At 72.1% G+C, this 23,463-nt stretch carries 29 protein-coding genes; 15 read left to right on the top strand and 14 right to left on the bottom strand.

The features are described from left to right. Positions 1–26: 26 nt before the first annotated feature. Positions 27–998, top strand: coding sequence for a helix-turn-helix domain-containing protein (locus tag GNZ18_RS12585; protein ID WP_156216480.1), 972 nt, complete (start codon positions 27–29; stop codon positions 996–998). 30 nt (positions 999–1,028) lie between these two features. Here the strand turns inward: GNZ18_RS12585 and GNZ18_RS12580 are convergent, their stop codons facing one another. After that, entirely contained in the window at positions 1,029–1,967 is a 939-nt protein-coding gene (locus GNZ18_RS12580) for an RNA polymerase sigma-70 factor (protein ID WP_156216479.1), read from the bottom strand. Between the two features lie 176 nt (positions 1,968–2,143). Here GNZ18_RS12580 and GNZ18_RS12575 point away from each other — a divergent pair, with 176 nt between their 5' ends. The 4 genes from GNZ18_RS12575 (at position 2,144) to GNZ18_RS12560 (ending at position 4,563) form a co-directional block, all read left to right on the top strand. Further along, a complete protein-coding gene (locus GNZ18_RS12575; RefSeq protein WP_216651264.1) occupies positions 2,144–2,668 on the top strand; it encodes a carboxymuconolactone decarboxylase family protein in 525 nt (174 codons plus the stop codon). Beyond that, entirely contained in the window at positions 2,665–3,417 is a 753-nt protein-coding gene (locus GNZ18_RS12570) for an SDR family oxidoreductase (RefSeq protein ID WP_156216478.1), read from the top strand. The genes GNZ18_RS12575 and GNZ18_RS12570 overlap by 4 nt, the downstream gene beginning before the upstream one ends. Positions 3,418–3,515: 98 nt before the next feature. Next, a complete protein-coding gene (locus GNZ18_RS12565; protein ID WP_156216477.1) occupies positions 3,516–4,100 on the top strand; it encodes an isochorismatase family protein in 585 nt (194 codons plus the stop codon). A gap of 46 nt (positions 4,101–4,146) precedes the next feature. Continuing rightward, positions 4,147–4,563 carry a hypothetical protein gene (locus GNZ18_RS12560; protein WP_156216476.1) on the top strand — a complete coding sequence of 139 codons (417 nt, stop codon included), beginning with the start codon at positions 4,147–4,149 and terminating at the stop codon, positions 4,561–4,563. A gap of 132 nt (positions 4,564–4,695) precedes the next feature. Here the strand turns inward: GNZ18_RS12560 and GNZ18_RS12555 are convergent, their stop codons facing one another. After that, a complete protein-coding gene (locus GNZ18_RS12555) occupies positions 4,696–5,514 on the bottom strand; it encodes an MBL fold metallo-hydrolase (protein WP_156216475.1) in 819 nt (272 codons plus the stop codon). Positions 5,515–5,627: 113 nt separating this feature from the next. On the opposite strand from GNZ18_RS12555, the gene GNZ18_RS12550 reads away from it, so the two are divergent. After that, on the top strand, positions 5,628–6,236 hold the full coding sequence (locus GNZ18_RS12550) for a helix-turn-helix domain-containing protein (protein WP_216651263.1): 609 nt from the start codon (positions 5,628–5,630) through the stop codon (positions 6,234–6,236). A gap of 188 nt (positions 6,237–6,424) precedes the next feature. Continuing rightward, entirely contained in the window at positions 6,425–7,015 is a 591-nt protein-coding gene (locus GNZ18_RS12545; RefSeq protein WP_246249722.1) for a TetR/AcrR family transcriptional regulator, read from the top strand. Positions 7,016–7,027: 12 nt separating this feature from the next. Here the strand turns inward: GNZ18_RS12545 and GNZ18_RS12540 are convergent, their stop codons facing one another. Continuing rightward, positions 7,028–8,287: an MFS transporter gene (locus GNZ18_RS12540; protein WP_156216473.1), complete on the bottom strand. Its 1,260-nt coding sequence runs from the start codon at positions 8,285–8,287 to the stop codon at positions 7,028–7,030. 126 nt (positions 8,288–8,413) lie between these two features. Here GNZ18_RS12540 and GNZ18_RS12535 point away from each other — a divergent pair, with 126 nt between their 5' ends. Continuing rightward, complete coding sequence (locus GNZ18_RS12535; protein WP_156216472.1) at positions 8,414–9,364, top strand: LysR family transcriptional regulator; 951 nt, start codon at positions 8,414–8,416, stop codon at positions 9,362–9,364. A 112-nt stretch (positions 9,365–9,476) separates the two neighbouring features. Here the strand turns inward: GNZ18_RS12535 and GNZ18_RS12530 are convergent, their stop codons facing one another. From GNZ18_RS12530 to GNZ18_RS12515, 4 genes are all read right to left on the bottom strand, one after another. Beyond that, on the bottom strand, positions 9,477–9,878 hold the full coding sequence (locus GNZ18_RS12530; protein WP_242893033.1) for a VOC family protein: 402 nt from the start codon (positions 9,876–9,878) through the stop codon (positions 9,477–9,479). A gap of 26 nt (positions 9,879–9,904) precedes the next feature. After that, positions 9,905–10,513 (bottom strand): dihydrofolate reductase family protein, encoded by a 609-nt coding sequence (locus GNZ18_RS12525; protein ID WP_156216470.1) that lies wholly within the window; start codon positions 10,511–10,513, stop codon positions 9,905–9,907. 225 nt (positions 10,514–10,738) lie between these two features. Beyond that, positions 10,739–11,329 carry a DinB family protein gene (locus tag GNZ18_RS12520; protein ID WP_156216469.1) on the bottom strand — a complete coding sequence of 197 codons (591 nt, stop codon included), beginning with the start codon at positions 11,327–11,329 and terminating at the stop codon, positions 10,739–10,741. Positions 11,330–11,899: 570 nt separating this feature from the next. Next, complete coding sequence (locus tag GNZ18_RS12515; protein WP_374225483.1) at positions 11,900–12,427, bottom strand: RNA polymerase sigma factor; 528 nt, start codon at positions 12,425–12,427, stop codon at positions 11,900–11,902. Between the two features lie 210 nt (positions 12,428–12,637). Between GNZ18_RS12515 and GNZ18_RS12510 the strand changes: the two genes are divergently transcribed. Continuing rightward, positions 12,638–13,234 carry a beta/gamma crystallin family protein gene (locus GNZ18_RS12510; protein WP_156216468.1) on the top strand — a complete coding sequence of 199 codons (597 nt, stop codon included), beginning with the start codon at positions 12,638–12,640 and terminating at the stop codon, positions 13,232–13,234. Between the two features lie 218 nt (positions 13,235–13,452). Here the strand turns inward: GNZ18_RS12510 and GNZ18_RS12505 are convergent, their stop codons facing one another. The 4 genes from GNZ18_RS12505 to GNZ18_RS12490 all read right to left on the bottom strand — a co-directional run bounded on the left by GNZ18_RS12505 (position 13,453) and on the right by GNZ18_RS12490 (position 15,982). After that, positions 13,453–13,977: a hypothetical protein gene (locus GNZ18_RS12505; RefSeq protein ID WP_156216467.1), complete on the bottom strand. Its 525-nt coding sequence runs from the start codon at positions 13,975–13,977 to the stop codon at positions 13,453–13,455. Continuing rightward, positions 13,974–14,609 (bottom strand): RNA polymerase sigma factor, encoded by a 636-nt coding sequence (locus GNZ18_RS12500; RefSeq protein ID WP_216651262.1) that lies wholly within the window; start codon positions 14,607–14,609, stop codon positions 13,974–13,976. Before GNZ18_RS12500 ends, GNZ18_RS12505 begins: the two co-directional genes overlap by 4 nt. 69 nt (positions 14,610–14,678) lie before the next feature. Continuing rightward, positions 14,679–15,542 carry an NAD(P)H-binding protein gene (locus GNZ18_RS12495; protein WP_156216466.1) on the bottom strand — a complete coding sequence of 288 codons (864 nt, stop codon included), beginning with the start codon at positions 15,540–15,542 and terminating at the stop codon, positions 14,679–14,681. Next, positions 15,542–15,982 carry a nuclear transport factor 2 family protein gene (locus GNZ18_RS12490; protein WP_312874464.1) on the bottom strand — a complete coding sequence of 147 codons (441 nt, stop codon included), beginning with the start codon at positions 15,980–15,982 and terminating at the stop codon, positions 15,542–15,544. Before GNZ18_RS12490 ends, GNZ18_RS12495 begins: the two co-directional genes overlap by 1 nt. 130 nt (positions 15,983–16,112) lie before the next feature. On the opposite strand from GNZ18_RS12490, the gene GNZ18_RS12485 reads away from it, so the two are divergent. Beyond that, entirely contained in the window at positions 16,113–16,943 is an 831-nt protein-coding gene (locus GNZ18_RS12485) for a helix-turn-helix transcriptional regulator (RefSeq protein WP_312874463.1), read from the top strand. Here GNZ18_RS12485 and GNZ18_RS12480 read toward each other — a convergent pair. Continuing rightward, on the bottom strand, positions 16,930–17,880 hold the full coding sequence (locus tag GNZ18_RS12480; protein ID WP_312874462.1) for a LysR family transcriptional regulator: 951 nt from the start codon (positions 17,878–17,880) through the stop codon (positions 16,930–16,932). The genes GNZ18_RS12485 and GNZ18_RS12480 overlap by 14 nt on opposite strands. A gap of 143 nt (positions 17,881–18,023) precedes the next feature. Between GNZ18_RS12480 and GNZ18_RS12475 the strand changes: the two genes are divergently transcribed. Beyond that, a complete protein-coding gene (locus tag GNZ18_RS12475; RefSeq protein WP_156216464.1) occupies positions 18,024–18,437 on the top strand; it encodes a nuclear transport factor 2 family protein in 414 nt (137 codons plus the stop codon). A gap of 3 nt (positions 18,438–18,440) precedes the next feature. On the opposite strand, the gene GNZ18_RS12470 is transcribed toward GNZ18_RS12475, so the two are convergent. Continuing rightward, positions 18,441–18,899: a MarR family winged helix-turn-helix transcriptional regulator gene (locus GNZ18_RS12470; RefSeq protein ID WP_308166264.1), complete on the bottom strand. Its 459-nt coding sequence runs from the start codon at positions 18,897–18,899 to the stop codon at positions 18,441–18,443. Between the two features lie 60 nt (positions 18,900–18,959). On the opposite strand from GNZ18_RS12470, the gene GNZ18_RS12465 reads away from it, so the two are divergent. The 4 genes from GNZ18_RS12465 (at position 18,960) to GNZ18_RS12450 (ending at position 22,412) form a co-directional block, all read left to right on the top strand. After that, the gene (locus GNZ18_RS12465) at positions 18,960–20,108 is read left to right on the top strand and encodes an MFS transporter (RefSeq protein WP_156216463.1); all 1,149 of its coding nucleotides are present in this window, start codon (positions 18,960–18,962) and stop codon (positions 20,106–20,108) included. 95 nt (positions 20,109–20,203) lie between these two features. Next, positions 20,204–20,347 carry a hypothetical protein gene (locus tag GNZ18_RS12460; protein ID WP_156216462.1) on the top strand — a complete coding sequence of 48 codons (144 nt, stop codon included), beginning with the start codon at positions 20,204–20,206 and terminating at the stop codon, positions 20,345–20,347. Positions 20,348–20,361: 14 nt separating this feature from the next. Beyond that, positions 20,362–21,255 (top strand): alpha/beta hydrolase, encoded by an 894-nt coding sequence (locus tag GNZ18_RS12455; protein WP_156216461.1) that lies wholly within the window; start codon positions 20,362–20,364, stop codon positions 21,253–21,255. Then, the gene (locus tag GNZ18_RS12450; protein ID WP_312874461.1) at positions 21,228–22,412 is read left to right on the top strand and encodes a sigma-70 family RNA polymerase sigma factor; all 1,185 of its coding nucleotides are present in this window, start codon (positions 21,228–21,230) and stop codon (positions 22,410–22,412) included. Before GNZ18_RS12455 ends, GNZ18_RS12450 begins: the two co-directional genes overlap by 28 nt. Here GNZ18_RS12450 and GNZ18_RS12445 read toward each other — a convergent pair. Continuing rightward, positions 22,321–23,427, bottom strand: a complete 1,107-nt coding sequence (locus tag GNZ18_RS12445; protein WP_156216460.1) for an ABC transporter substrate-binding protein — start codon at positions 23,425–23,427, stop codon at positions 22,321–22,323. The genes GNZ18_RS12450 and GNZ18_RS12445 overlap by 92 nt on opposite strands. Positions 23,428–23,463: the final 36 nt, after the last annotated feature.

Genomic DNA, 23,463 nt, shown 5'->3' with positions numbered 1-23,463 from the left:
GGTAAAGTTTCGCAGGGGGGCGAAACATGGGGTTGTGGGAGATCAATACCGACACGCTCGCGGGCAGCCGGTTCGTGGTGTCCCCGCTGGCCGAGACGATCGCGACGCTGAAGGCTCTGGAACGTGCCACCGCGGCGCATCCGGCCGAGCGCGCGTGGCTCGATCTGCACCTGCCCGCCTACCGGGAGCGGCTGGCCGGTGATCCGCTGACCGCGCTGACCGTCCGGGCGGCGCTCGGCGCGACCTGGAACGCCGACTACCTCACTCCCCCGCCCGTCCACGAGGGCGAGGCGAGCTTCGCCGAGGAGCTGCGGCCCATCCGCGAGACTCCGCCGGACGAGGCGCGCGAGCACCTGACGGTCTCGCTCGGCGGCCCGCTGCCGCCCGAGCTGCACCGCGACGACCTGCCCGAACGTACCGCCGGAATCCTGGAATGGGTGTGGACGCACACCGTCCTGCCCTCCTGGCCCCGGCGGCGCCGGATCATCGAGGCCGACGTCCTGGCGCGCACCGCGCAGCTCAGCCGCGACGGCTGGGCCGGGGCCCTGGACGGCCTGCGCCCCGGCATGCGCTGGCTCGGCGAGAGCCGCCTCCAGGTCAACACCCACGACTACCCGCCGCGCTCCGTGTCGGGAGCCCGGCTGATGTTCGTCCCGGTCACGCACCGGTACGCCTGGGTCGCCTGGGACGCGTCATGGCGCCACCTCGCGGTCGTCTACCCGTGCTCGGGCACCCTGGCCGAGGCGGGGGGCCCGGTGCCCGAGGCGCTCGGCCGACTGCTCGGCGCGGGACGCGCGGGCGTCCTCGTCCTGCTCGACACCCCGAAGAGCACGACGCAACTCGTCGCGCTGACCGGCCAGGGCCTCGGGTCGGTGGGCCGCCACCTGCGGGTGCTGCTGGACGCGCGCCTGGTCGCACGGCGGCGGACGGGCCGCTCGGTGCTCTACTACCGCACGGCCGCCGGGGACGTCCTGGTCACGGCCCAGCAGGACGGCTGAACACCCCTCGATTCGCCGACCGTGGTCACTTCATCGGCTCACGGGGGTTTCCCGTTCCACGCGTGACAGCTTCTCGGGGTTGCGGACGTGGTAGGCGCCGGTGACGTAGCCGTCCTCCAGGCGCACCGCCACCACGCCGTCGACCTTTCCATCGACGCGGACGAGCAGCCCCGGGCCGCCGTTGATCTGGACGAGCTCGACCGACCTCTCGGCGTCGCGCCTCCACCAGCCGACGGCCAGGAGGCGCGCGACGTTGCCGGCACCCACGACGGGGCGCAACAGGGCGTGTTTGACTCCGCCTCCGTCGCTGAGGGCGACGACGTCCGGTGCGAGGATGTCGAGCAGATCTTGCAGGTCGCCGGTTTCGACCGCCCGCTGGAACGCCTGGAGCGCGGTCCGGGTCTCGGCCGGGGAGGCGACGCCGCGGGGACGGCGGGCGGCGACGTGGGCGCGGGCGCGGTAGGCGATCTGGCGGACCGCGGCGAGGCTCTTGCCGACGGCCTCGGAGATCTCCTCGTATTCGAGACCGAACACCTCGCGCAGCACGAACACCGCCCGCTCGGTCGGCTGGAGCGTCTCCAGGACCAGCAGCATCGCCATCGAGACACTGTCGGCGAGCTCGACGTCCTCGGCCACGTCGGGCGTGGTCAGCAGCGGTTCGGGCAGCCAGGGGCCGACGTAGGACTCCTTGCGCCGGCCGAGCGCGCGCAGCCGGTCGAGCGACATTCGGGTGACGATCCGCACGAGGTAGGCCCGCCGCTCCCGGACGGCGTCCAGATCGACGTCCGCCCACCGCAGCCAGCTCTCCTGGAGGACGTCCTCGGCGTCGGTCGCCGAACCGAGCATCTCGTAGGCGACGGTGAACAGCAGGTTGCGGTGCGCGACGAACGCCTCGGTGGCCGCGTCCATGCGGTCGGCACCGTCGTACGGCCCGGTCGCGCCCGCGGATCGTTCGCCGCGCTCGTCCATGCCCGGCTCCTGTTCGTTCGTACCCCCTGCGTCACGCACTAGACGTCGGCCCTCCCCGCTTCATAACACCGGTGCCCGGTGGCCTACGTCACACGACCACGCTGTTACGGCGCCGGGGGTGGCGGCGTCTCGTGTTCGGCAGGACGCCATGACTTGCACCTGAGAGAAGGAAAACCATGCCCGCACTCCCCCCGGCCAAGCAGAAGGACCTGCGGTCGCGCATGCCGGAGCCCATCCAGTTCCTCCCCGAAATGGTCGAGATCGCAGGACCCCTGCACAAGGTCATTCAGAACGGCGTTGTTCCACGGGCCACCGTCAGCCTGATGCAGCTCCGCGCGGGACAGATCCTGGGCAGCACGTACTTCACCATCCGTGAAACCGCCAACCTCCGTGAGATCGGGGAACCGGAGGAGCGCATCACCGCCGTGGCGACCTGGCAGGACGCCACGTACTACACCGCCGCCGAACGAATCGCGCTCGAACTCGTGGAGGCGGTCCTCACGCCGTCCCCGGCCGGGGAGCGCGTCCCCGACGAACTGCACGCCAAGGCGGCCGAGCACTACGACGACAAGGCGCTCTGGACGCTCATCATGGCGATCGCCCACTTCGGCTTCTTCACCCCCGCGGCGCTCATCGCCAAACCGATCCCCGGCATGCCTCCCGGTCAGAACTACAGCGTCCAAGAAGGGCAACGGCAATGAGCAGATTCGCAGTGGCGGGAGCGACCGGCCGGCTGGGACGCCACGTCGTCGACGTCCTCACCGAACGAGGGCACCAGACCGTTCCGATGTCCAGGGCCTCCGGCGTGGACATCGTCACCGGCGAGGGCCTCGCCGAGGCGCTCACGGGGGCCGAGGTCATCATCGACGTCGCCTCGTGGCACGCCTCCGACCAGGAGGCCGCCACGGAGTTCTTCACCACGTCGGCCTCCAACCTGCACGAGTACGGCGGGAAGGCGGGGGTCGCACGGATCGTCGTGGCGTCCATCATCGGTGCCGACAAGGCGACCGCCGGGTTCGTCGCCGCCAAGAAGGCGCACGAGGAACTCCTCCTGTCCGGCCCGCTCCCTGTCCGCATCCTCCGGGCCGCGCAGTTCCACGAATTCGTCGGGCAGTTCCTGGACTGGCGGCAGGGCGAGGTCGCCTACGTCCCGGCGCTGCCCACCCAACTCGTGGCCTGCCGCGCCGTGGCCGAGGAACTGGTCGACCTGGCGCTTGAGCCGGGAGCGCCCGCTCCCGGTGCGCCCATCCCCGAGATCGCCGGGCCCCGCACGGAGACCATGGCGGAAGCGGCGGCGCTCCTCGGCGCCCGCCGGGGCGTGAAGGTCGTCGGCGTCGACGGCTCGGGCATGCCCGACGCCGAGATCGCCGCCGAGGGCGGGTTCCTGCCCGGCCCGCACGCCGTCCTCGCCGGCCCCACCTTCCAGGAGTGGCTCGACACCCAGCCCTGACCCGGCCGCATCATGGCCCGGCCTCGTTCCCGGAGCTCCAACGACACCGAGAACGAGGGCCATCTCCCGACGACCTCACCTCGGAAAGAGACCCGTTCATGCCCGTCACCACGATCGACGCCACGACCGCGCTCGTCCTCATCGATCTGCAGAACGCCATCGTCGCCCGTCCCGCCGCACCCCTCACCGGCGCCGAGGTGGTGGCCCGTGCGGTCGAACTGGCCGACGCCTTCCGCGCTCGCAAGGCCCCGGTCGTCCTGGTCCGGGTCACGGCGCGGGCGGACGGATCGGATGCCGCTCCGGGACGCACCGAGACTCCGCGCCCGCCCGGCCCCCTGCCCGCGGGCTGGGACGTCATCGTCGAAGACCTCGCCGGCCACCCCGACGACATCACCGTGACCAAGCGCTCCTTCGGCGCGTTCTACGGCACCGATCTCGACCTGCAACTGCGCCGCCGCGGCGTCACCCAGGTCGTGCTGGCCGGGATCGCCACCAGCATCGGCGTGGAGTCCACCGCCCGCGCCGCCTACGAACACGGCTACAACGTCACGCTGGTGACCGACGCCATGACCGACCTGCACGCGGAGGCGCATCGCAACAGCACCGAACGGATCTTCCCGCTCCTCGGTGAGAGCGCCACCACCGCCGAGGTCATCGACCTGCTGGCCAAGACCCGCGCCTGACGCCGCGCGGCGCCGACTGTCCCAGAGACCACCAAGGAGCGATCCCATGTCAACGTCGGCCCGGCCGCGTTCTCCGGCTCACACGGAGCACACCCCGATTCCCCGGTTCTTCGGCCTGCTGAAGGCGACCACGCTGTTCCTGGCCACCGCGCTGCTGACGCAGGCGATCACCGCCGGCCTGCTCCTGTCGAACGAGGGTCCCCGCGATTTGCACCACACCACCGCCGCCGTCGTCTCGTTCGCGATGGTCCTCCAGTTCACCGCCGCGCTTCTGGTGTGGCGGGTGGGTCACGGCCCGGCGCGCTACCTGGTCGTCACCGTGTCGATGGTCCTGCTGATCAGCGTCCAGTTCATCGTCGGCGCCGGCGGCGACGTCGCGGTCCACGTGCCCCTCGGCGTGGCGCTGTTCGGCGCGGGCGCCGTCCTGGTGGCACGGGTGTGGGGGCCCCGCGCGGCCGACTGACCTGGGGATCCCGAAACATCTGGCCCGCCCTTGCCGCCGGCCCCGCAACCGGTAACGGTTCCGAGGCCGGCCAAGGCGGGCTTGCCTCTTTTGGCCGAGATCGTGAGCGTGGTTCGGGGCCGGCGGGCTCGATCAGCCGATCGCCGGCGCGAGGTATTCCAGCGTGAATCCGTCGCCGGACGGGGCCACGCGGGCGATGCCGGGTGAATCGAGGTGGGCGCCGGCCACGAAGTGGTTGGGCCGGGTCAGTTGTTCGAGGAGGGCCGCCCGCGCGGCGCGGGCCTGGGGCTGGTCGCCGTCGAGTTCCCAGGACACCTTCGGCTGGTCGAACTGGAGTGTCGGAACGTGCACGGTGTCGCCCCAGGCGAGAAGGCGGCCGGCGCTGCTCCTGACCTCGTAGACGGTGTGACCGGGCGTGTGGCCCGGCGTCGGGACCGCGGTCGTCCAGTCGTTGATCGCGATCTTCTCCGACACGGGTACGACCCGGTCGCGGAGCGGCGCGAGCCGTCCCGTGAACACCGAGGTGTCGGCCGCGCCGATCCACACCCGTTCGAGTTCGCTGAACGCCTCCGAGCCGTCCGGCGCGATCAGACCGCTCACGTGGTCCTCGTGCCTGTGAGTGATGGCGACATCGGTGATCTGCGCGCGGTCGATGCCCGCTTCGTCGAGCGCGTCGTAGATCAATCCCATGGTGGGGTCGTGCCAGACGTTGGACGCGCCGGTGTCGATGAGAACCGACCGCGTGCCGTCGGTGACGAAGAAGGCGTTGACCGACAACCGCAGGTTGTCGCCGGCCAGCGGAACGGCGTCCGGCAGCTCGTCGAGCGTGTGCCCGTCCTCGTCGCGGAGCCTGGTCGGCGGCATGTCGATGTACCCGTCCCGCAACGAGACCACCCGCAGGTCGCCGAAGTCGAACGTGGCATGGTGCCTGCCACTTGAGATCAAACGCATGGAACCCTCCGTCATCCTGGGCGCACTGGGTGCATCTCCGATAGAAGACTCTATCTTCTTTAGGAGAAACACTACACTGCGGGCTGCGAGGTACCCGGCGATCAAGGAGCACGGTGGTCGAGCAGGACGGAAACGCGGCCGAACCGCAGCAGGGCGATGACCTGGCCGGCGCGTTCGGCGGCAACGTGCGGCGGCGCCGCGAGGAGGCGGGCCTGACGCTGGAGCAGCTGTCCACGCGGTCGTCGGTCAGTCGGGCGATGCTGTCCAAGGTCGAGCGCGGTGAGAAGAGCCCGACGATCGGCGTCGCGTCCAGGATCGCGCACGCGCTCGGCGCGTCGCTCTCGGACCTGGTCGGCGCTCCGGCCGCCGCCGCGTCCGGGGTGGCCGTGGTCATGCGCAAGAGCGAACGCCCCGTCTTCCGTGATCCGGAGACCGGCTTCGAGCGGCACATGGTGTCAGCGGCCCCGGGTGCGGGAGGAGCCGAGATGGTCGTCCACTACCTCCCCGCGCAGGTCTCCACCGGGCTGCTGCCCGCGTATCCCCCCGGTACGGAGAAGCAGATCGTGGTGCTCGACGGCACCCTCACCGTCGCGATCGGCGGGATCAGCGAGACCCTGGACGCGGGCGACTCCCTGTTCTTCCAGGCCCACGCGGACCACGGCTTCGCCAACCGAACGAACGCCCCCTGCGAATACATCATGGTCATCTCGCGCAGGACCTGATCGACCGCGGCCGGGCCATGGCGCGTCCGGCCTGGCACGTCTCGCCAGGTGGGCGGGTGGCGGCAAACACTCATATTCGGGCATGCGGTGATTTAAGTGTCGAAACCGCCAAACGGGGCATCGCGCCGCTCGGAGGTGAGTACGTTATGGAGGGCCGCCCCGTTTGGAATTCTCACGTTGGAGGTCCCATGCCTGAGGGCAGCGTCACCTCGTCCCGGGCCGGGCGGCGGATGCGCGCCGACGCGCGCCGCAACCGCGACCGGATTCTCGGCGCGGCCGTCTCGGCCGTCGCCGAACAGGGCGCGGAAGCGTCCCTGGAGGAGATCGCCCGCCGTGCCGGCGTCGGGTCGGCGACCCTGCACCGGCACTTCTCGTCCCGGCAGGCGCTGCTCGACGCCGTCTTCCAGGACACCGCCGAGGACCTGTGCACCGCCGCCCGCGATCTCGCCGCCGGCCCCGAACCGGCGGACGCGCTGGACGTGTGGCTGCGCGCGGTCGCCCGCCACGCCGCCTCCAGCCGGGGCCTGGCCGCCTCGCTGATGTCCGGCGGCCACGACGCGTGCGGCGCCTCCGTGCACGACAAGATCGTGCGGGCGGGCGGGCAGGTGCTGGCCCGCGCCCGCGAGGCCGGCGTCGTCCGGGCCGACATCGTGATCATGGACTTGCTCATGCTCGTCACCGGCATCTGCCTGATCACCGAGCGGCGGCCGGACGGTGCCGCCGAGGCCGACCGCTTGCTCGACATCGCTCTCGGCGGTATCCACCCCACCGCGACCTGACGGGAGGCGCCCCTACCGCCGCGAGATCACCCGGTCGTCGGCCGCTTCCCCCGCCTCCGTGCCGGCGGTGTGCTCGCGGCGCGGGAGCAGCAGCGGCGTGGCCAGGAGGAGCACACCGGCGGCCGCGATCGCCGTCCTGGGACTGGTCAGCGCGGCCAGCAGGCCCCACAGGGCGGTCAGGGCCGCGATCGCGGCGCTGCTGCTGACCGACCACGCGGTCAGGGTCCGGGCGACCCGGCCGGGGGCGGTGTGGTCGAGCCTGCTGGTCGCCACCACCGGGTTGAACAGCCCGCAGCAGGTCACCAGGCCGAACTGGACGACCATGACGAGCACGATCCCGGGGACGCCGGGGGCGACGAACACCAGCCCGACCGGCCAGCACGCGCGCAGCGTCCCGGCGGCGAGCAGCACCGGGTGCCGTCCGAACCGCGCCACGAGCCGGTGCGCCAGGCGCGCGCCGATGAGGCCGCCGACGCAGGGCGCCGCGAACGCCAGGCCGTACTCCCAGGGCGAGAACCCGAGCCGTCCCAGCATGAGCACGGCCATCAGCGGCTCGGTCGCCATGATGAGGCCGTTGGCCAGGACGGTGTTGAACAGCAGCGGGCGCAGCACCGGGTGCCTCAGGATGTGCCGCCAGCCTTCGACCAGGTCACCGGCGCGCAGGCGGGGTCCCCCGCCGCGCTCCGGACGAGGCTCGCCGCCGCCGACGGCGCGCAGGCCGAGCGCGGAGAGCAGGTAGCTCACCGCGTCGGCGACCACGGTCGCCACCGGTCCGAAGACCCCGATCGCGGCGCCGCCGAGCGGCGGTCCGACCACGGTCGCGCTCCAGGTCGTGGACTCGAACCGGCCGTTCGCGATCAGCAGGTCCCCCGGTGGCACGAGCGCCTTCAGGTACGCGCCGCAGGCCGCCTTGAAGGCGATGTCGGCCGCCGCGACAACGACCGAGACGGCCAGGAGCTGGACGAATCCGAGCCGACCGAGCGCGAACGCGGCGGGGACGCTCATCAACGCCGTGAACCGGACCAGGTCCATCGCGATCATGACGGGCCGTTTGCGGTGGAACTCCACCCACGGGCCGAGCGGCACCGCGACCACCGCGCCGACCGCCCGTCCGGCGGCCGCGAGGGCCGCCACCTGGGTCGGCCCGGAGTCCAGCACGAGCACCGCGATCAGCGGGAACGCGCCGAACCCGAACCCCGTCCCGTAGGCGCTGACCGCGTAGGCCCCCCAGAGCCAACCGAACCGCCGCCCGAGCGTCCGCCCACCCGTCATGCCCGACGCACCTCGCACCGATCCGAACCCCCCAGACACCGACCACCGGCATCCAAGCGAGTGGCGGGCCCCGAGATCAAACAACCGATCGCCCCCCTCGGTACAACCGATGGTTGTACCCCTAGGATGGACGGCGTGGATCTCGATGCCGTGCGCGCCTTCGTGGCCGTCGCCGACGCGGGACGGTTCCAGGACGCCGCCGCCGAACTGTCGATCACCCAGCAGGGCGTCTCCAAGCGCGTCGCCACGCTGGAGAAGGCCCTCGCCGTGCGGCTGTTCACCCGCGCCGCGCGCGGGGCGACGCTCACGATCGACGGCCAGGCGTTCCTCCCCCACGCGCGTGAACTCCTGCGGGCCGAGGAGCGGGCCGTCGCGTCCGTCCGCCCCGGGCGCCGGGCACTGCGCGTGGACGTGATCGGGCGGCGGCTCGCCCCCGCCGGGCTGCTGCGCGACTTCCACCGCGCGCACCCCGGGATCGAGCTCGACGTCGTGACGCTCTTCGACGCCGACGCGGCCGTCGACGCGGTCCGCTCCGGGACGATCGACGCGTCCTTCCGCGCCGTCACCATGCCCGGACGGCACCTGCCGGACGGCATCGGCGCCGTCCGGGTCTCCGACGAGCCGATCCAGGTGCTGACCGGGCCGTCCCACGAGTTCGCCGCCGCCCGCTCGATCGCGCCCGCGAGGCTCGCCGGGCACCGGATCTGGATGCCCGGCATCGTCCCCGGCACCGAGTGGGCCGCCTACTACGACGACCTCGCCGCCGCGTTCGGGCTCACCATCGAGATCACCGGTCCCGACTTCGGCACCGAGCCGCTGCTGGACACCATCGCCGACTCCCGGTCGCTGGCGACCTTCGTCGGCGAGCGGACTCGCCTGGTCTGGCCCGCCGACCACGGCCTGCGGCGCGTCGACCTGCGGGATCCGACACCGGTCTACCCGCACTCGCTGATCTGGCGGCGCGACAACCCGCACCCGGCCCTCGCGGTGCTGCGCGACCACCTGCGCTCCGGGAGGTCCGCCGCCCACGACGGCGAGGTCTGGACACCGTCATGGGCGGCCGACGAAGCGCCGTAGCCAGGACGCCTCCGCAGCCTGGCCTGGGAGTTCGTCCGGGGCCGCCGGGGTGGGGAGGCGGTCTGCGGCGGACGAGCGCGGGGGGCCGAGCTCGCCGGTCCCGCCGCGACGGTCAGGGCGTGAAGTCGGCGGAGCGCCAGGGCATCTCCTGGAGCACCCAGGTGTTGCCGTCGGGGTCCGCGAACGGCACGAACAGCATGGCGCCCTCGTGCTCGTCGACCTCACCCACCTCGACCCCCTTCGCGGCGAGCTCGGCGCGGGTGGCGCGCGCGTCGGCGACCACCAGATGCAGGCTGCGCAATGAGCCCGGCGTCATCTCCGCGATGCCCGGGAGGCCGGAGCTCAACAAGATCGAGCACGCCGACTCCGGTGGGGTCAGTTGCACGACCCGCGTTCCCGCCACGGGTTCGACGTCCACGTCGACCGCGAACCCGAGCTTGTCGGTGTAGAAGGCCTTGGCGCGGTCCACGTCGGCGACCGGCACGGGTACGAGTTCGAACTTCATCTGCGTCATCACACACACTCCAGGTAGAGAACAGATCAGGTGGTGGGGACGGAACGCCGGTAGATCAGGTGTGTCACCCCGGCGCCGACGATCACCTCGGGGTCGCCGAAGTCGACCGGCGCCGCCCCGACGCCGTCCAGCATGCGTACACCGCCGCCGAGCACGACCGGCACGAGGTCCAGCCGCAACTCGTCCAGCAGGCCCAGGTCCAGGGCCTGGCCGACCAGGCTTCCCGGGCCGATGCCGACATCGCGCGCGCCGGCGGCCGCGACCGCCCGCCGGACCGCCGACTCGACGCCGTCGGTGACGAAGGTGAAGGGGGTGACGGTATTCACCCACCCCGCCGGTGGCCGGTGGGTCACCACGAACACGGGCACGTCCCCGATCGGATGCGACCCGCCCCATCCACCGGTCAGATCGAACTGGCCTCGGCCGACCACCAGGGCCCCGGTGCGCGCCATCGTGTCGCGCAGATAGCCCGCCGTCCCGGCCGAGGTGCGGTACGTGAGCCGGTCGGGTTGCGCCGACGGCGTCGCCACATCCCCAGCGGTGCACCACGCGAACAAGCGGTCGAAACCCGAACCGCCCGGCCCCGCGATGAACCCGTCCAGAGACACCGATGCCTGCGCGACAACCTTGCCCATCTCGCCTCCGCCGCGTCGATCATGTCGTTGTACCAGGAGAGACCACGGGCGGGCGGAGAACTCATCGGTCGCGGCCAGATGTGATCCGCCAGGGGTTCCAAGCGCCTCTCCGAGCTCCCCACCCCAGCAGGTCCAACCCCGACCGACTCGGCGGCGACAGCGCCTTCGTCTCCCTCACCGCGCCTCGCGCCGCACGCCAGGAGGCAACTCGTGATCGGGGCACGCTCAGCGCTGACCGGCTTCTCTTGCCACGCGCTCAAGCCGATCCCGGTAGTCCTCCCACCAAGCCTTGTCGCCGGACGCCATGCTGTCCTTGCCGACGCTCAACCCGGCGGCTCCGTCGATCAGTTCCCGGACGATGTCGGCGTGACCGGCATGCCGATCGGTCTCAGCGATCAGGTGCACCAGGATCCGGTGCAGCGTCACCTCACTCCGCCCGGCCGGCCAATGCGGCACTTGACCGACCGCGTCCAGTGCCAACGCGTCGATCGTGGCGTCAGAGTGCATCCACGCCCGGCGGTACAGTCCGATGATCTGATCACGGGACTCATCGGCCGTCGCCCACATGTCCGCGTTGATTTCGGCGTCCTCGGCGAACCAGGGCATAGCCTCACCGGACGGCCGACCGAAGGTATCGCCGAAGTAGACCAACTCCATGCTGGCCACATGCTTGACCAGCCCCAACAGGTTGGTGCCGGTCGGTGTGACCGGACGACGGATGTCGTATTCCGAGAGCCCCTCGATCTTCCACACCAAGGCGTCACGTCCAGCCTGCAAATACTGCCGAAGGTCAGCCTTGGGATCCGGTCCGGTCATGCCGGGAAGTCTGTCATCTCACACCGACAGCCTGACGAGCCACGGCCACACGCCTCCGGGGGCGACGGGGAGGTGATCGTTACTGCGTATTCGCAATAACGTGCCACTTGATCCCGTCGTCGACCGAATACCTGATCGCGTCGTCCACGTCTCGGCGGCGCATCCTCGGGCTCCTGCTGGTCAGTTGCCGCCGCCGTGCGGACGCCGGTGGTCTGGTCCAAGACGTCGTCGTCATCGGGCATCTCCGTCGCCCGGGTGGATCGTCGAGGCCATCAGCCGATCCACCCGGGTGCGGGCCTGGCCGCCTGTACAGGACACCAGGCATCCCGCCCAGACCCCGGCTTGCGCCCGGCAGATCGTCAGAGCCCAGAACCAAGATCATCGTTCTGAGGCGGCTTCTTACCTCGGCAGGCGGCGCGGATGTCGGCGATCAGTTCGTCGTCGCTGCGCTCGGGCGGCGGAGGAGGCGACGCGCGGAACTCGCGGAAGAGCCTCGCCATTATCCGTTCGATCGCCCCCTCGTTTCGGCGGTCGCAGGGCGGGGTGTGCGGGGACTCGCTCATGGATGCGTCAACTTCGGATCAGGTCCTGGCCCCCGTCGCTGCGGAAGGGGGAATCGCGTCGCAGGAGGAAACGGAGGGTGGCCAGCGCGCGCGAGGTCTGGCTGCGCACCGTGGCCGGAGCGCAACCGAGGACGTCCGCGATCTCACGCACGCTGAGTTGTTCCCAGAAACGCAGCACAATGGTCGCGCGCTGCCGGTGGGCGAGCCTGTCCAACGCGGACAGCAATGGCTGGTGGTCGAAAGGGTGCTGATCACAGGGCGCGGGTTCGGGGTCGCGGTCCGCGAGCACCTCCCGCGTCCAGCGGGCGGCCCGGCGTTCACTGATGTAGATGTGGACCATGACCGTGCGTGTGAAACCGGTCAGCTTTTCGCGGTTGTCCAGGCGCGGCCACTGGAGGAACACCTTGACCAGGGTCTTCTGAGTCAGGTCGTCGGCCTCGAACCAGTCGCCGCAGAGTAAGAACGCCCTCCGTCGCAGCTCGGGTCTGACCTGTTTGACGTAGGTGGAGAAGCCATCGTCGAAGTCTCGGTCCACGGAGCACATCCAAAGATCTTGGCCGCCGATGCAGCGAACGGCGGCGGGCGATGCGTGTAGACGGTGCGGCCGGTCAACGGTTTCCTTGACGGGTAGCCGAAAGCTACTGATGTCCCGGCGGCGCGACCATCGTGGAAAACCCCTATCCCGTGCATCCCAGAACGAGATCCGAGCCAACAGCAGATCCGATTCCTGGAGGTCGACCAACCGATGCGCTCCATCCTGCTCACAGCAGCCACCGCCGTGGCCGCGACCAGCGCTCTCCTCGCCCAGCCCGCGGCGAGCGCGGCGCCGTCGCCGTCGTCCGGCGCGGCCTCGTCCCCCGTCCGGCACTGCGTCGTCCACCTGACCGAATCCGGTCGCGTGAGCTGCTATGCCACCTTTACCGAGGCCATCAGTGACGCCACCAACGGTAAAATCGCCAACGCTCCGCGTAACGCACGATCCGCCGTGGCCGACAAGGGCTTCAACGGCCGCTTGAACGCCCTCGCGAAGACGAACCGGCGGTCAGCCGCAATAGCCTCGACCGTTATCGAGATCTCCTTCGAGCACGCGGACTTCAAGGGAAATTCACTGACGTGGGAGACGTCCGCCGGCTGTGACAACTCCAGCGACGTGGACTGGCAGGCGGCCAACGTCAGCGGATGGTGGAACGACCGGATCTCCTCGTTCCGGAACTACGCCGACTGCCAGAGCAACCACTGGGAGGACATCAATTTCCAGGGCTCCAGCACCGGCTACCGGAACACCACCTCCTACATCGGCGACGCCATGAACGACAGGACGTCCTCGATCAAATGGATCTGATCGGCTTCTTTGAAGCCGGCCGTGCCGGATGACCTCGGCGCGGAGCCATGGCGAACGCCATGGCTCCGCGCCTTTGGATCACAGTTCATTCCACCGGGGGGATGGGAGTGTGGTCGGTATCGGCGCGTAGGAGGGTTTCGAGAAGACGGTGGTATCTGAGGGCGGTGGCGAAGTCGGGGGCGGCTTGCCGGCCCTCGCGAATGGCAAGCCCTCAACTCCTAGTCGGCCAGGTCCGGCAGTTCCTGCTGGCGGCATGTGGCGTTCGGGAAGACCGCGACCTGCCCGGACGGCAGGACGCACGCGGCCAGCCTCGGCACCGGGCGGGTCGCCGCGCCGTCGGTCTCGTCGTGCAGCCGGGCCTCCCCCTCCCGCAGGAACCCCTGCCGGAACAGCGTCGCGCAGGCGTCGAGCACATCGCCGATCGCGCTGGACCCGATGCCCTCGCCGGCGGGGACCGCCTTGGCGACCTCGCTGTAGAAGCCGTTGTCGTCCCATTTGCTGGTGCTGTAGCAGCGGATGATGTTCCGCTGCGCGGCGGGCTCCTTGTGGGCGACGAAGGCGAAGGCGCCGGTGGTGCCGAGCGCGACGGCGCCGGCGAGCGGCACCGCGACCGCCGTCCGGCGCCGCCACGACCAGGGACGGCGGGTGATCGCCCGGGTCAGCAGTTCGGCGCGGGCGGCGCGCCGGCGCGGCGGCATCGGCCTCGCCGGTGGAGGAGGGGTCTCGTCCAGGGGCTCGTTCATCGCAGTCTGTTCTCCTGAATGCCGTCGAGGGCGTCGTCGGGAAGCATCTGGCGCAGCCGCGACCTGGCCCGCGCGAGTCTGGACTTGACCGTGCCGACCGGCACCTCCAGCACGACGGCGACGTCGGCGTAGGACAGCCCCGCCCAGGCGACCAGCGACAGCACCTCGCGCTCGGCCGCCGGAAGGCGCTCGAACCCGTCCCGGATCCGCCGCATGGTGCGCTCGTCGTCGAGCCGGGCGGCGAGATCCTCCTCGATGCCGGGTTCGGCGGTGGGCGCGGCGGCGGGCCGCAGCCGCGCCATGAGCCGCCGCTGCCGCCGGCTCATCCGGTCGGCGTTGCGCAGCAGGTTGTTGGCGACCGCCAGCAGCCACGGCAGCACCGACTCGCCGGTCATCGCGACCGCGCGGCGCCGCCGCCACGCCTGGAGGAACACCAGCGAGGTGAGGTCCTCGGCCACGCCCCAGTCGGCGGTGCGGCGGAAGCAGTGGTTGTAGACCGCGTCCGAGTGGCGCTCGAACAACGCGCCGAACGCGTTGGCGTCACCGTCAGCCGCGGCGGACCACAGCGCCGCGTCGGTGCGCGGCCGGTCGTGTGCGCTCCCGAACCCGGGACTGTCGACGGAGATGTTCACACCCCCCTATGTCCGCCTACAGCCCCAAGGTTCCGCCTATGCGCGGTGGAGGCGGGTGTCCGGATGGGGTCACCGCCCGGGCGGCGCCGAGCGCGCCCACTCCCCCGCGTGGTCCTGGACGAAGTCGGCGAAGGACCGGGGTGGACGGCCGGTCAGGTCGAGCACCGCCGTGCTGACCAGGTCCTCCCGGCCGGCCCTGATCCCCGCGTCCACACCGGCGAGCGCGGTGGCGAACACCTCCGGGATGCCGGCGGCCTGGTAGTTCCCTGCCAGCTCGTCCACGCTGATGTGCCGCACACGGATCGGACGGCCGGTACGGGCGGTGATGATCGCCGCCGCGTCCCGGTAGCTCAGCGCCGCCGGCCCGGTGAGCAGATGGTCGCGCGGACCATCGGGGTCGAGAAGGCCGGTGAGCAGGGCGGACGCGGCGGCGGCGATGTCGCGCGCGTCGATCCAGCCCAGCCGTCCGTCACCCGCGGCGGTGCGGATCTCACCGTCCCGCCGGATGCGTTCGGCCACCGGATGCGCGCCCACGAAGTTCTGCATGAACCCGGACGGGCGCAGCACGGCCCACCCGGGCCGGGACCGTATCCGCTCGGCCAGCTCCAGCGGGCCGGGGGCGTCCGGCAGCACGATGGCGGAGCCGAGGAGCACCACGCGGCGCACGCCGAGCCGTTCCGCCTCGTCCAGGAACGGGCCGACCCGGGGCATCGGGTCCACGCTGTTCGCCGGGGGCACCAGGTAGATCCGGTCCATCCCGCGCAGCGCGTCCGCATGGGTGGCGGGGTCGTCCCAGTCGAACCGGACCGCGTCGGGATCGTGGGCGGACGGGTGGCGGCTCGCCACCCTGATCGGCGCTCCCGCGCGGCGCAGCACGTCCACCAGGGGTCGACCGGTCTTGCCGGTGCCACCGGTGACCAGCACGCCCGCCATCAGTGGGTCTCCGGACGCGACAGGCCGAGCAGTTCGGGCAGCGCGCCCGCCGCCGCGGCGGCGGCCAGCGGGTTCCAGTAGTCCCGGTAGCAAGTGATCAGACCGTCCTGGACGGTGACGACGCAGATGTAGTCCAGCCGGTAGGGCTCGCCGGTGCGCACCGTGCGCCCGTCGGCCGCGAACTCCACCACGATGGTGCCCGGACGCTCGGTGCGATGCACGGTGATCGCCGGTATCGCCCGCACGTCCATCCGGTCCGGGTATCCGGACAGGTAGGCGCGGACCTCCTCCCGTCCGGCCAGGCGCCTCGGCGAGGCCCCCGTCGCGAACGGGAACTCGCCGACGCCGTCCCGCGCCCACAGGTCGGCGACGGCGTCCATGTCCTTGGCCAGCAGCAGGTCCAGCAGCAGCCGGAACGTCTCCTCGGGAGTGCGTGACACGTGGTCCTCCGGTGGTCGGCGGATGATGACCAGGCCAGACTGGACGCGTGACCGCCGCCCGGGAACGGACGGTCCAGCCCCGGACCGGCGGTCCGTGGCTAAGGCGGGCGGCCTGTGCCAGCCTGGGCGGGTGAGCAGCGGTGAACTGGCCGACTTCCTGCGCCGCCGGCGGGAGGCGCTGCGCCCGGAGCTGATGCCGGCGACGGCCGTCCACCCGCCGGGACGCCGCGCCCGGCGCACTCCCGGGCTGCGCCGCGAGGAGGTCGCGGCGCTGGCCGGGGTCTCGACCAGCTACTACGAGCGGCTGGAGCAGGCCCGCGCGCGACGTCCGTCCGCGCAGGTGCTGGCCGCGCTCGGCACGGCGCTGCGGCTCACCGCCGCGGAACGCGAGCACCTGGCGCGGCTGGCCGGGCAGGTCCCCTCCGGCAGGGAGCCCGACCGGACGCCGGTACCGGACGACGCCCGCCGCCTGCTGGACCGGCTCGCCCCGCTGCCCGCCTACCTGGTCGACGCGCGGCAGGACATCCTGGCCTGGAACGACGCGGCGGCGGCGTTGATCATCGACTTCGGGTCGCTGCCCCCCGGGGAGCGCAACACCGTGCGGCTGTCCATCCGGCTCGGCGGCACCCTCTGCTCGGCGCCCGCCGGAGCGGAGGCGGAGTTCGCCCGGCAGTCCGCCGCCCAGCTCCGCGCGGCCCACGCCCGCTACCCGTCCGACCGCGTGCTGGGCGAGCTGGTCAACGCGTTCGCCGCGCACAGCCCCGACTTCGCCGCCGGTTGGCGCGACCATGACGTGCGTCCCGTGCCGACGTTGCGCAAGCGCCTGCGCCACCCGAGGTTCGGCCCGCTCGACCTGGACTGCCAGACCCTGCTGGTGCCCGGCACCGACCTGCGGCTCGTCCTCTACACGGCGGAACCGGGCGGCCCGAGCGCGGCCGCGCTCGATCTCATGGGTTCGTGAGTCTCGCGCGGTCGGAGTCGGGGAGCCAGTCGCGCTCGGGGGCGTAGTCCAGCCAGCGGCTGGCGCGGCCCAGTTCGCTGAAACAGCGCAGGAGGGGGTCGAGCCCCGGGTGGCGGTGCGTCCAGCGCCAGGCCAGCGACCACGCGTACAGCGGGGTCGGCCGGACGAGCGGGATCGAGCGCAGCCCCGCGTCGCCGGGCGGCGGCGCGTCGGCGGGGAACAGCGTGAAACACGAGGCGTCGGCGCGGACGTGCTGGAGAAGGTGGTCCAGGCCCAGGTTGGGGCCGTCCTGCCGCCGCGTGATCTGGAACTCCTCGGCGAAGCGGCGCAGGAAGTCCAGGCGGTCGAGTTCGGCCGGGCACCACAGCGCGCTGCCGCGCAGGTCCGCCGGGCGTAGTTCGCCGGCGTCGGCCAGCGGGTGGGAGGCGCTGACCACCGCGTCCACCGGTTCCAGCCGGACGACCCGCACCGCGAGGCCCGCGTCGCGGCCGTCCGGCAGCGGATGCACCCGGCCGAATCCCAGGTCGGTGTCGCCGCGTGTCAGCGCGGCCGCGACCGACGGCCAGTCCCGTCCCGGGCCCGGCTCCAACCGGAGCCCGCCGAGTTCCCGGGCCGCCTGGGCGACCGTGCGCATCGGCGCGTACAGATGGCCCCAGGTGTCGATCCGGACGACCGCCCCGGTGCCCGTCACGGCCGCGACCGCGCGCTCGCCCGCCGCGAGCGCCTCCCGCGCGACCGGCAGGAACCGCTCGCCCGCCCCGGTCAGCCGGACGCCGCCCTCCCGCTCGAACAGCCCGACCGCGAGCAGCGCCTCCAGCCGCGCGACGCGCTTGGACAGCGCCTGCTGGCTGGTGCCCAGCCGCTCGGCGGCGCGACCGAAGTGCAGGGTCTCGGCGGTCACGGCGAACGCGCGGACCAGCGCCAGGTCGAGATCCACGTCCCTGACCATATGCGACAACGATCCGTTGTCGGCCGACCGGGCGCGTTGTTGGCCAGGTCCCCACGGCGCCCGGTGGGGTGGAGGCGAGGCACCGCCGAGCAGGCAGGCGAATCCCCAACGGCACCCGGAGGAGAACCACCATGACCGACCCGCGCACCGTCGTCGTCCGCTACGTCGAGGCCGTCCGCGACGGCGACGCCGAGACCGTCCGCGCGAGCTTCACCGAGGACGCGACCTGGCACTATCCGGGCGACCTGCCCATCTCGCAGGTGTGGCGGGGCCGCGAGGCGATCATCGACGACTTCCTCGGCGGCATGGGACCGCTGCTGGTCCCCGGCAGCTTGGAGATCGAACTGCTCGGCACGATCACCGAAGGCGACCGCGTGGCCGCCGAGTGGACGTCCAGGGCCAGGACGGTCCACGGCACGGTCTACGACAACCGGTGCGCCGGGGTCTTCACCGTCCGCGACGGACGCATCGCCTCCGTCGTGGAGTACACCGACACCCGGCACGTCGCCGCGGCCCTCTTCCCGGACCGCGCCGCTCCCGCGTGAGCGTCAGACGACCAGGTCGCGGAGCAGGTCGCGCAGGGACTCCTGCTGGACGTCGCTGAGCGCGGTCAGCGGCGAGTACGTCCCCAGCCGCTCCAGGACCTCGCCCCTTCGCCGTTCACCGGCGGGAGTGAGCACGATCCGCTTGGCGCGCCGGTCGGTCGGATGCGGCCGCCGCTCGACCAGGCCCTGCTCCTCCAGCCGGTCGAGGACGAAGGTCGCGTTGGACGCCTCGCACGACATCCGGTCGGCCAGCTCCCGGGCGGTGATCGGCTCCGACAGCTCCCGCAGCGCCACCACCTGGGTGGGGGTCAGGCCGAGGTCGTCGGCGGCGCGGCGCACATGCGTCTCAAGCCGCTGGACGAACCGGTGGACCAGCTTGCACACCTCCCGGTCGATCTGCTGCTCCGTCACCGGGCCCGCCACCGCGAAGGACTGTTCGGCATGCCCCGAGTCTAGCGACACTGATTCGAGTCATGATAGTTATGACTCGAATCATTCGAACTCGAATTACTTGGGACGCGCATGCCCTTTCTGGTCTTCTCGCTCATGCTCGTGGTCTTCGGCCTGACCACGGGCGAGTTCGTCATCGCGGGGATCCTGCCGGACGTCGCGGACGACCTGTCGGTCTCGATCCCGGCGGCGGGCCTGCTGGTCAGCGCCTATGCGCTCGGCATGATCGTCGGGGGGCCGGCGGTCACGACGCTGACCGCGCGGCTGCCCCGCCGCCCGCTCGTCGGCGGCCTCGTCCTCGTCTCGATCGCCGGGAACGCCGCGTCCGCCCTGGCCCCCGGCTACGCGGTCCTGCTGGCCTCGCGCTTCGTCGCGGGCCTGGTCGTGGCCACGTTCTTCGCCGTCGCGATCTCCACGGCCCTCGCCACCGCCCCGCCGGGCAGGCAGGCGTCCACGGTGGCGCGGCTGACCCTCGGCATGAACCTCGGGATCGTCGCGGGCACCCCGCTCGGCACGCTCATCGGCCACCACCTCGGCTGGCGCGCGCCGTTCGCCGCGATCACGGTGTTCAGCGCCGTCGCCCTGGTGCTCGTGCTGCGGTCCGTCCCCGACCAGCCCGCGCCCAGGATCGGTTCGCTGCTCGGCGAGCTGCGCGTGTTCACCCGTCCGGACGTCGTGCTCGCCATCGCCCTGACGGCGGTGGGCAACCTCGGGGCCGTCACCGTCTTCAGCTTCCTGGCGCCGCTGGCCACCGACGTCAGCGGCTTCTCCGAGGGCGCGCTGCCGCTCCTGCTGCTGGTGTACGGGACGGGCGCGGTCGCCGGCAACTTCCTCGGCGGATGGCTGGCCGACCGGGCGCTCATGCCCTCGCTCGCCGGACTGCTCGCCGTGCTGGCGGGCGTCCTCGCACTGGGCTGGACGGCCGGCGTCCACCGGGTGCCGTCCGCCGCGCTGTGGTTCGCCCTCGGCGTGCTGGCGTTCGCGATCATCCCGGGCCTCCAGACCCGGGTGGTGACCACCGCCCAGGCCGCGCCGACCCTGGCCGTCGCCGTCAACGCCTCCGGCTTCCAGCTCGCCGCCGCGTCCGCCGGATGGCTCGGCGGGCGGCTCATCGACGGCCCGGGGCCGCGCTCCATCTACCCTGCCGCCGCCGCCCTCACCGCCCTGGGCCTACTCATCGCGCTGTACTCGATCCGCCGCGACCGCCGTCCTGCGGGCTGAGCGGTCCCCGGAGTCTCGCACGAGCGATTCCTTTCCGGGCGGACGGCGGTCTGCACGGGTGAAGGGCACGCCCGAAAGAACGGAAGAGGCTCACCATGACCGATGAACGACAGGTGCTCGCGGTGCTGGACGAGGTCCACGCCGAGGCGGCCGCGGCGGTCCCGCCGGGGGCGCACCTGCCCGCCCGCGAGCGGGACGGCGCCCGGCGCGCCGAGTCCTTCCACAACCGCGCGGCCTGAACGGAGGAGCGGCGATGGCGAGCAAGCAGTCCGAAGCGGTCAGGCGGCACTGGGCGGCGGCGCGGCTGGCGATGGTCCGCCCGGACGCCGAGCAGCCCGACGGTGAGTCCTGGGGAGACCTCACCGCCGAACCGCGGGGGGTGGACTACATCGAGGTGGAGGCGGGCGGCCTGCCCGCGATGTGGCTGGTGCCCAAACGGCGGGTCCAGGACCGGGTGCTGCTGTGCCTGCACGGCGGCGGCTACATCGGCGGTTCGCTCTACACGCACCGCAAGATGTTCGGTCATCTGGCCAAGGCGGCCGGGGTGCGGGCGCTGGTCGTCGACTACCGCCTGGCCCCCGCCCACACCCACCCTGCGCAGGTGGACGACGCGGCCGACGCCTACCGGTGGCTGCTCGACCAGGGCATCGACCCCGCCCACATCGCCTTCACCGGTGACTCCTCCGGGGGCGCGCTGTCGGTCACCGCTCAGCTCCGGGCGCGGGAGCGGGGCCTGCCGCTGCCCGCCGCCGCGATGCCGTTCTCGCCGTGGACGGACCTGGAGGCCGCCGGGAAGTCCTACGAGACCAACCAGGAGAAGGACCCCTTCTTCTACCCCGAGACCGTGCGGACGCTCGCGGCCACGTTCCTGGGCGAGGGCGGCGATCCCCGTGACCCGCCGGCGAGCCCGCTGTACGCCGATCTGGCTGGCCTCGGCCCGATCTACATTCAGGCGGGAGGGGATGAGTCGCTGCTGGACGACGCACGCATGCTCGACGAGCACGCCCGCAAGGCCGGCGTCGACGTGCGGCTGGACGTCTTTCCCGGGATGCAGCACACCTTCCAGATGGCCGCGGGGAGGGCGCCGGAGGCCGATGACGCGATCGGCAGGATGGCCGCGTGGGTGGCTCCCCGGCTCGGGTTGTGACCAGCCCGCCGCCGGGAAAGGAAGAGGAGGGACGGGTGCCTGAGGAGCACGAGTTCGCCCGCAGTACCGAGCCGTTCCGGCGCGAGCTGCTGGCGCACTGTTACCGGATGCTCGGATCGCTCGACGAAGCCGAAGACCTCGTCCAGGAGACCTACCTGCGGGCCTGGCGCTCCTACGGCACCTTCGAGGGGCGGTCGTCGGTGCGGGTCTGGCTGTACCGCATCGCCACCAACGCCTGCCTGACCGCGCTGCGCGACCGCGGCAGGCGGGCGTTGCCGTCCGGACTCGGGGCTCCGGCCGACGACCCCGGCGTCCCACCTGAGCACGGGGCCGACCCGGACGTGGCCTGGCTGCAGCCCATCCCGGACGCGCTGGTCACCCCGTGCGAGGAGGATCCCGGGGCGATCGCCGCCGCGCGCGAGCACCTGCGGCTCGCGCTCATCGCCGGGCTCCAGTACCTGCCCCCTCGGCAGCGCGCGGTGCTCCTCCTGCGCGAGGTGCTCGGCTTCTCCGCCGCAGAGGTCGCGGCCATGCTCGACACCACGGTCCCAGCGGTCAAGAGCGCGCTGCAACGGGCCCGCGCCCGGCTCGACGAGGCCGCCCCCGACCGCGAGCGGCTCATCGAGCCCACCGCTCCCCACGCCCGCGCGCTGCTGGAGCAGTACATCGTCGGATTCCAGAACGCCGACACCGGGGCCCTGGAACGAGCCCTGCGCACCGACGCCGCCATCGAGATGGTCGGCACCCGCACCTGGTTCTCCGGCGTCGCGACCTGCCTGCGCTACCTCGCCCGGGTGAGCGGACCACCCGGCGACTGGCGGATGACCCCCACTCTCGCCAACGGACAGCCCGCCGCTGCCGCCTACCTCCGCGACGCCGGCGGAACCCACCGCGCGTTCGGCCTCGGCGTCCTCACCGCGACCCCCCGGGGCATCGCCCGCGTCACCGTGTTCTCCGGCGGCCCCGATCTATTCGCCAGGCTCGGCCTCCCGCCCACCTGGGAACCGCCTCCGGCCGTCAGGCCACCGCCTTGTTCTCTCCGGGCGCTCAGCCGGGATGGTCGGATCACCCCGCGTGAAGGAACCGGAAGCGATCGGGATCCGCCGGGTCCCGGTCGGCGACGTGGATCGGCGCCCACGTCCATTGCCGAACGCTGATCCCCGGCGTGCGGGAGAACCGGATTCGCCCACGTGTGCCCTCGACCGCGATGCGCGGCCAGGCCCGGGCAAGGCTCCGCCGGTCGGCGCCGTACTCGTTCATCATCGCGGCGAGGACGGTGATCGTGTCGTAACCCTCGAAGGCGACGAAGGACGGGGTTTCGGCGAGCCGTTCCCGGAGGGCCGTCCCGATCCGCGCGCCGAGGGGGCCGAGGTGCTCGGGCAGGTAGCGCAAGAACGGGATCCCGGCGCCGTCCGCGCCCAGGAGTTCCGCCCATGCGGGGAGTTCCGGCTGCCCCGCCGGGGCGCCGATCAGGACCTCGGTGAGACGGCGGTCGCGGCGGACGGCCTTCACGATCGGCACCGCCGGATCAGGGTTGCCGACCAGGAGGAGGAGGGCCGTCGCGCGGCTGTCGGCGAGTTCGTCGCACAGTGCCGTGGGGGTGAGCGCGCGCATGTCGAATTCGATGACGGTGCCGTCGCGGGGAGCGAGGTGGTCGCGCAGGATGCGGGTTCCGGCCGTCCAGTAGACGCTCGACTCGGCCGCCACGGCGATCCGGCTGTGTCCCGCGCCGAGCAGGAAGTCCGCGTAGATACGCCAGCCCCGGGACTGCGCCGGAGCGATGCGCGCGACCCATTCCGTCGGCTGCTCGGTGAGCTCGTCGAGAACCGCTGACGAGCAAAGGTAGGGCAGGGAAAGGGCGGCGGCCTTGGTGGCGGCCGTTCGGGCGACGACGCTGTGGTACTCCCCCGCCAACGCGACCGCACCGAGCCGAGCGAGTTCCTCGACGGCCGCCGCGGCCCTCCGCGGGTCGGCGGCGGTGTCGCGGACCACCAGGTCGATCGGCCGCTCGGCGACGCCGCCGGCGTCATTGACCTCGCGGACGGCCAGTTCGAGCCCGGCGAGAAGATGCCGGCCCGCCTCGATCCAACCGGGTCGCGTCAGCGGGACGAGAGCGCCGATCCGGATGGAGGTCCCGTCGGCCTGTCCCGCTCGAAACGACGGCGTGTTCATGCGCTGGTCCCCCCTCGTGACGGCTGGCCGCTGATC

The sequence above is a fragment of the Actinomadura litoris genome (assembly GCF_009733595.1).
Lineage (GTDB): Bacteria > Actinomycetota > Actinomycetes > Streptosporangiales > Streptosporangiaceae > Spirillospora > Spirillospora litoris.
The sequence above is the reverse complement of the archived record's forward strand: the minus strand, read 5'-3'. Positions and strand labels throughout refer to the sequence as shown.

Excerpts from the sequence above, each read along its gene's own strand:
- GNZ18_RS12585 (WP_156216480.1), top strand. The coding sequence starts at position 27 with ATGGGGTTGTGGGAGATCAATACCGACACGCTCGCGGGCAGCCGGTTC.
- GNZ18_RS12520 (WP_156216469.1), bottom strand. The coding sequence starts at position 11,329 with ATGACCGGACCGGATCCCAAGGCTGACCTTCGGCAGTATTTGCAGGCT.
- GNZ18_RS12570 (WP_156216478.1), top strand. The coding sequence starts at position 2,665 with ATGAGCAGATTCGCAGTGGCGGGAGCGACCGGCCGGCTGGGACGCCAC.
- GNZ18_RS12505 (WP_156216467.1), bottom strand. The coding sequence starts at position 13,977 with ATGAACGAGCCCCTGGACGAGACCCCTCCTCCACCGGCGAGGCCGATG.
- GNZ18_RS12535 (WP_156216472.1), top strand. The coding sequence starts at position 8,414 with ATGGACGGCGTGGATCTCGATGCCGTGCGCGCCTTCGTGGCCGTCGCC.
- GNZ18_RS12540 (WP_156216473.1), bottom strand. The coding sequence starts at position 8,287 with ATGACGGGTGGGCGGACGCTCGGGCGGCGGTTCGGTTGGCTCTGGGGG.
- GNZ18_RS12465 (WP_156216463.1), top strand. The coding sequence starts at position 18,960 with ATGCCCTTTCTGGTCTTCTCGCTCATGCTCGTGGTCTTCGGCCTGACC.
- GNZ18_RS12565 (WP_156216477.1), top strand. The coding sequence starts at position 3,516 with ATGCCCGTCACCACGATCGACGCCACGACCGCGCTCGTCCTCATCGAT.
- GNZ18_RS12495 (WP_156216466.1), bottom strand. The coding sequence starts at position 15,542 with ATGGCGGGCGTGCTGGTCACCGGTGGCACCGGCAAGACCGGTCGACCC.
- GNZ18_RS12575 (WP_216651264.1), top strand. The coding sequence starts at position 2,144 with ATGCCCGCACTCCCCCCGGCCAAGCAGAAGGACCTGCGGTCGCGCATG.
- GNZ18_RS12580 (WP_156216479.1), bottom strand. The coding sequence starts at position 1,967 with ATGGACGAGCGCGGCGAACGATCCGCGGGCGCGACCGGGCCGTACGAC.
- GNZ18_RS12530 (WP_242893033.1), bottom strand. The coding sequence starts at position 9,878 with ATGACGCAGATGAAGTTCGAACTCGTACCCGTGCCGGTCGCCGACGTG.
- GNZ18_RS12445 (WP_156216460.1), bottom strand. The coding sequence starts at position 23,427 with ATGAACACGCCGTCGTTTCGAGCGGGACAGGCCGACGGGACCTCCATC.
- GNZ18_RS12560 (WP_156216476.1), top strand. The coding sequence starts at position 4,147 with ATGTCAACGTCGGCCCGGCCGCGTTCTCCGGCTCACACGGAGCACACC.
- GNZ18_RS12510 (WP_156216468.1), top strand. The coding sequence starts at position 12,638 with ATGCGCTCCATCCTGCTCACAGCAGCCACCGCCGTGGCCGCGACCAGC.
- GNZ18_RS12555 (WP_156216475.1), bottom strand. The coding sequence starts at position 5,514 with ATGCGTTTGATCTCAAGTGGCAGGCACCATGCCACGTTCGACTTCGGC.
- GNZ18_RS12460 (WP_156216462.1), top strand. The coding sequence starts at position 20,204 with ATGACCGATGAACGACAGGTGCTCGCGGTGCTGGACGAGGTCCACGCC.
- GNZ18_RS12475 (WP_156216464.1), top strand. The coding sequence starts at position 18,024 with ATGACCGACCCGCGCACCGTCGTCGTCCGCTACGTCGAGGCCGTCCGC.
- GNZ18_RS12545 (WP_246249722.1), top strand. The coding sequence starts at position 6,425 with ATGCCTGAGGGCAGCGTCACCTCGTCCCGGGCCGGGCGGCGGATGCGC.
- GNZ18_RS12525 (WP_156216470.1), bottom strand. The coding sequence starts at position 10,513 with ATGGGCAAGGTTGTCGCGCAGGCATCGGTGTCTCTGGACGGGTTCATC.
- GNZ18_RS12455 (WP_156216461.1), top strand. The coding sequence starts at position 20,362 with ATGGCGAGCAAGCAGTCCGAAGCGGTCAGGCGGCACTGGGCGGCGGCG.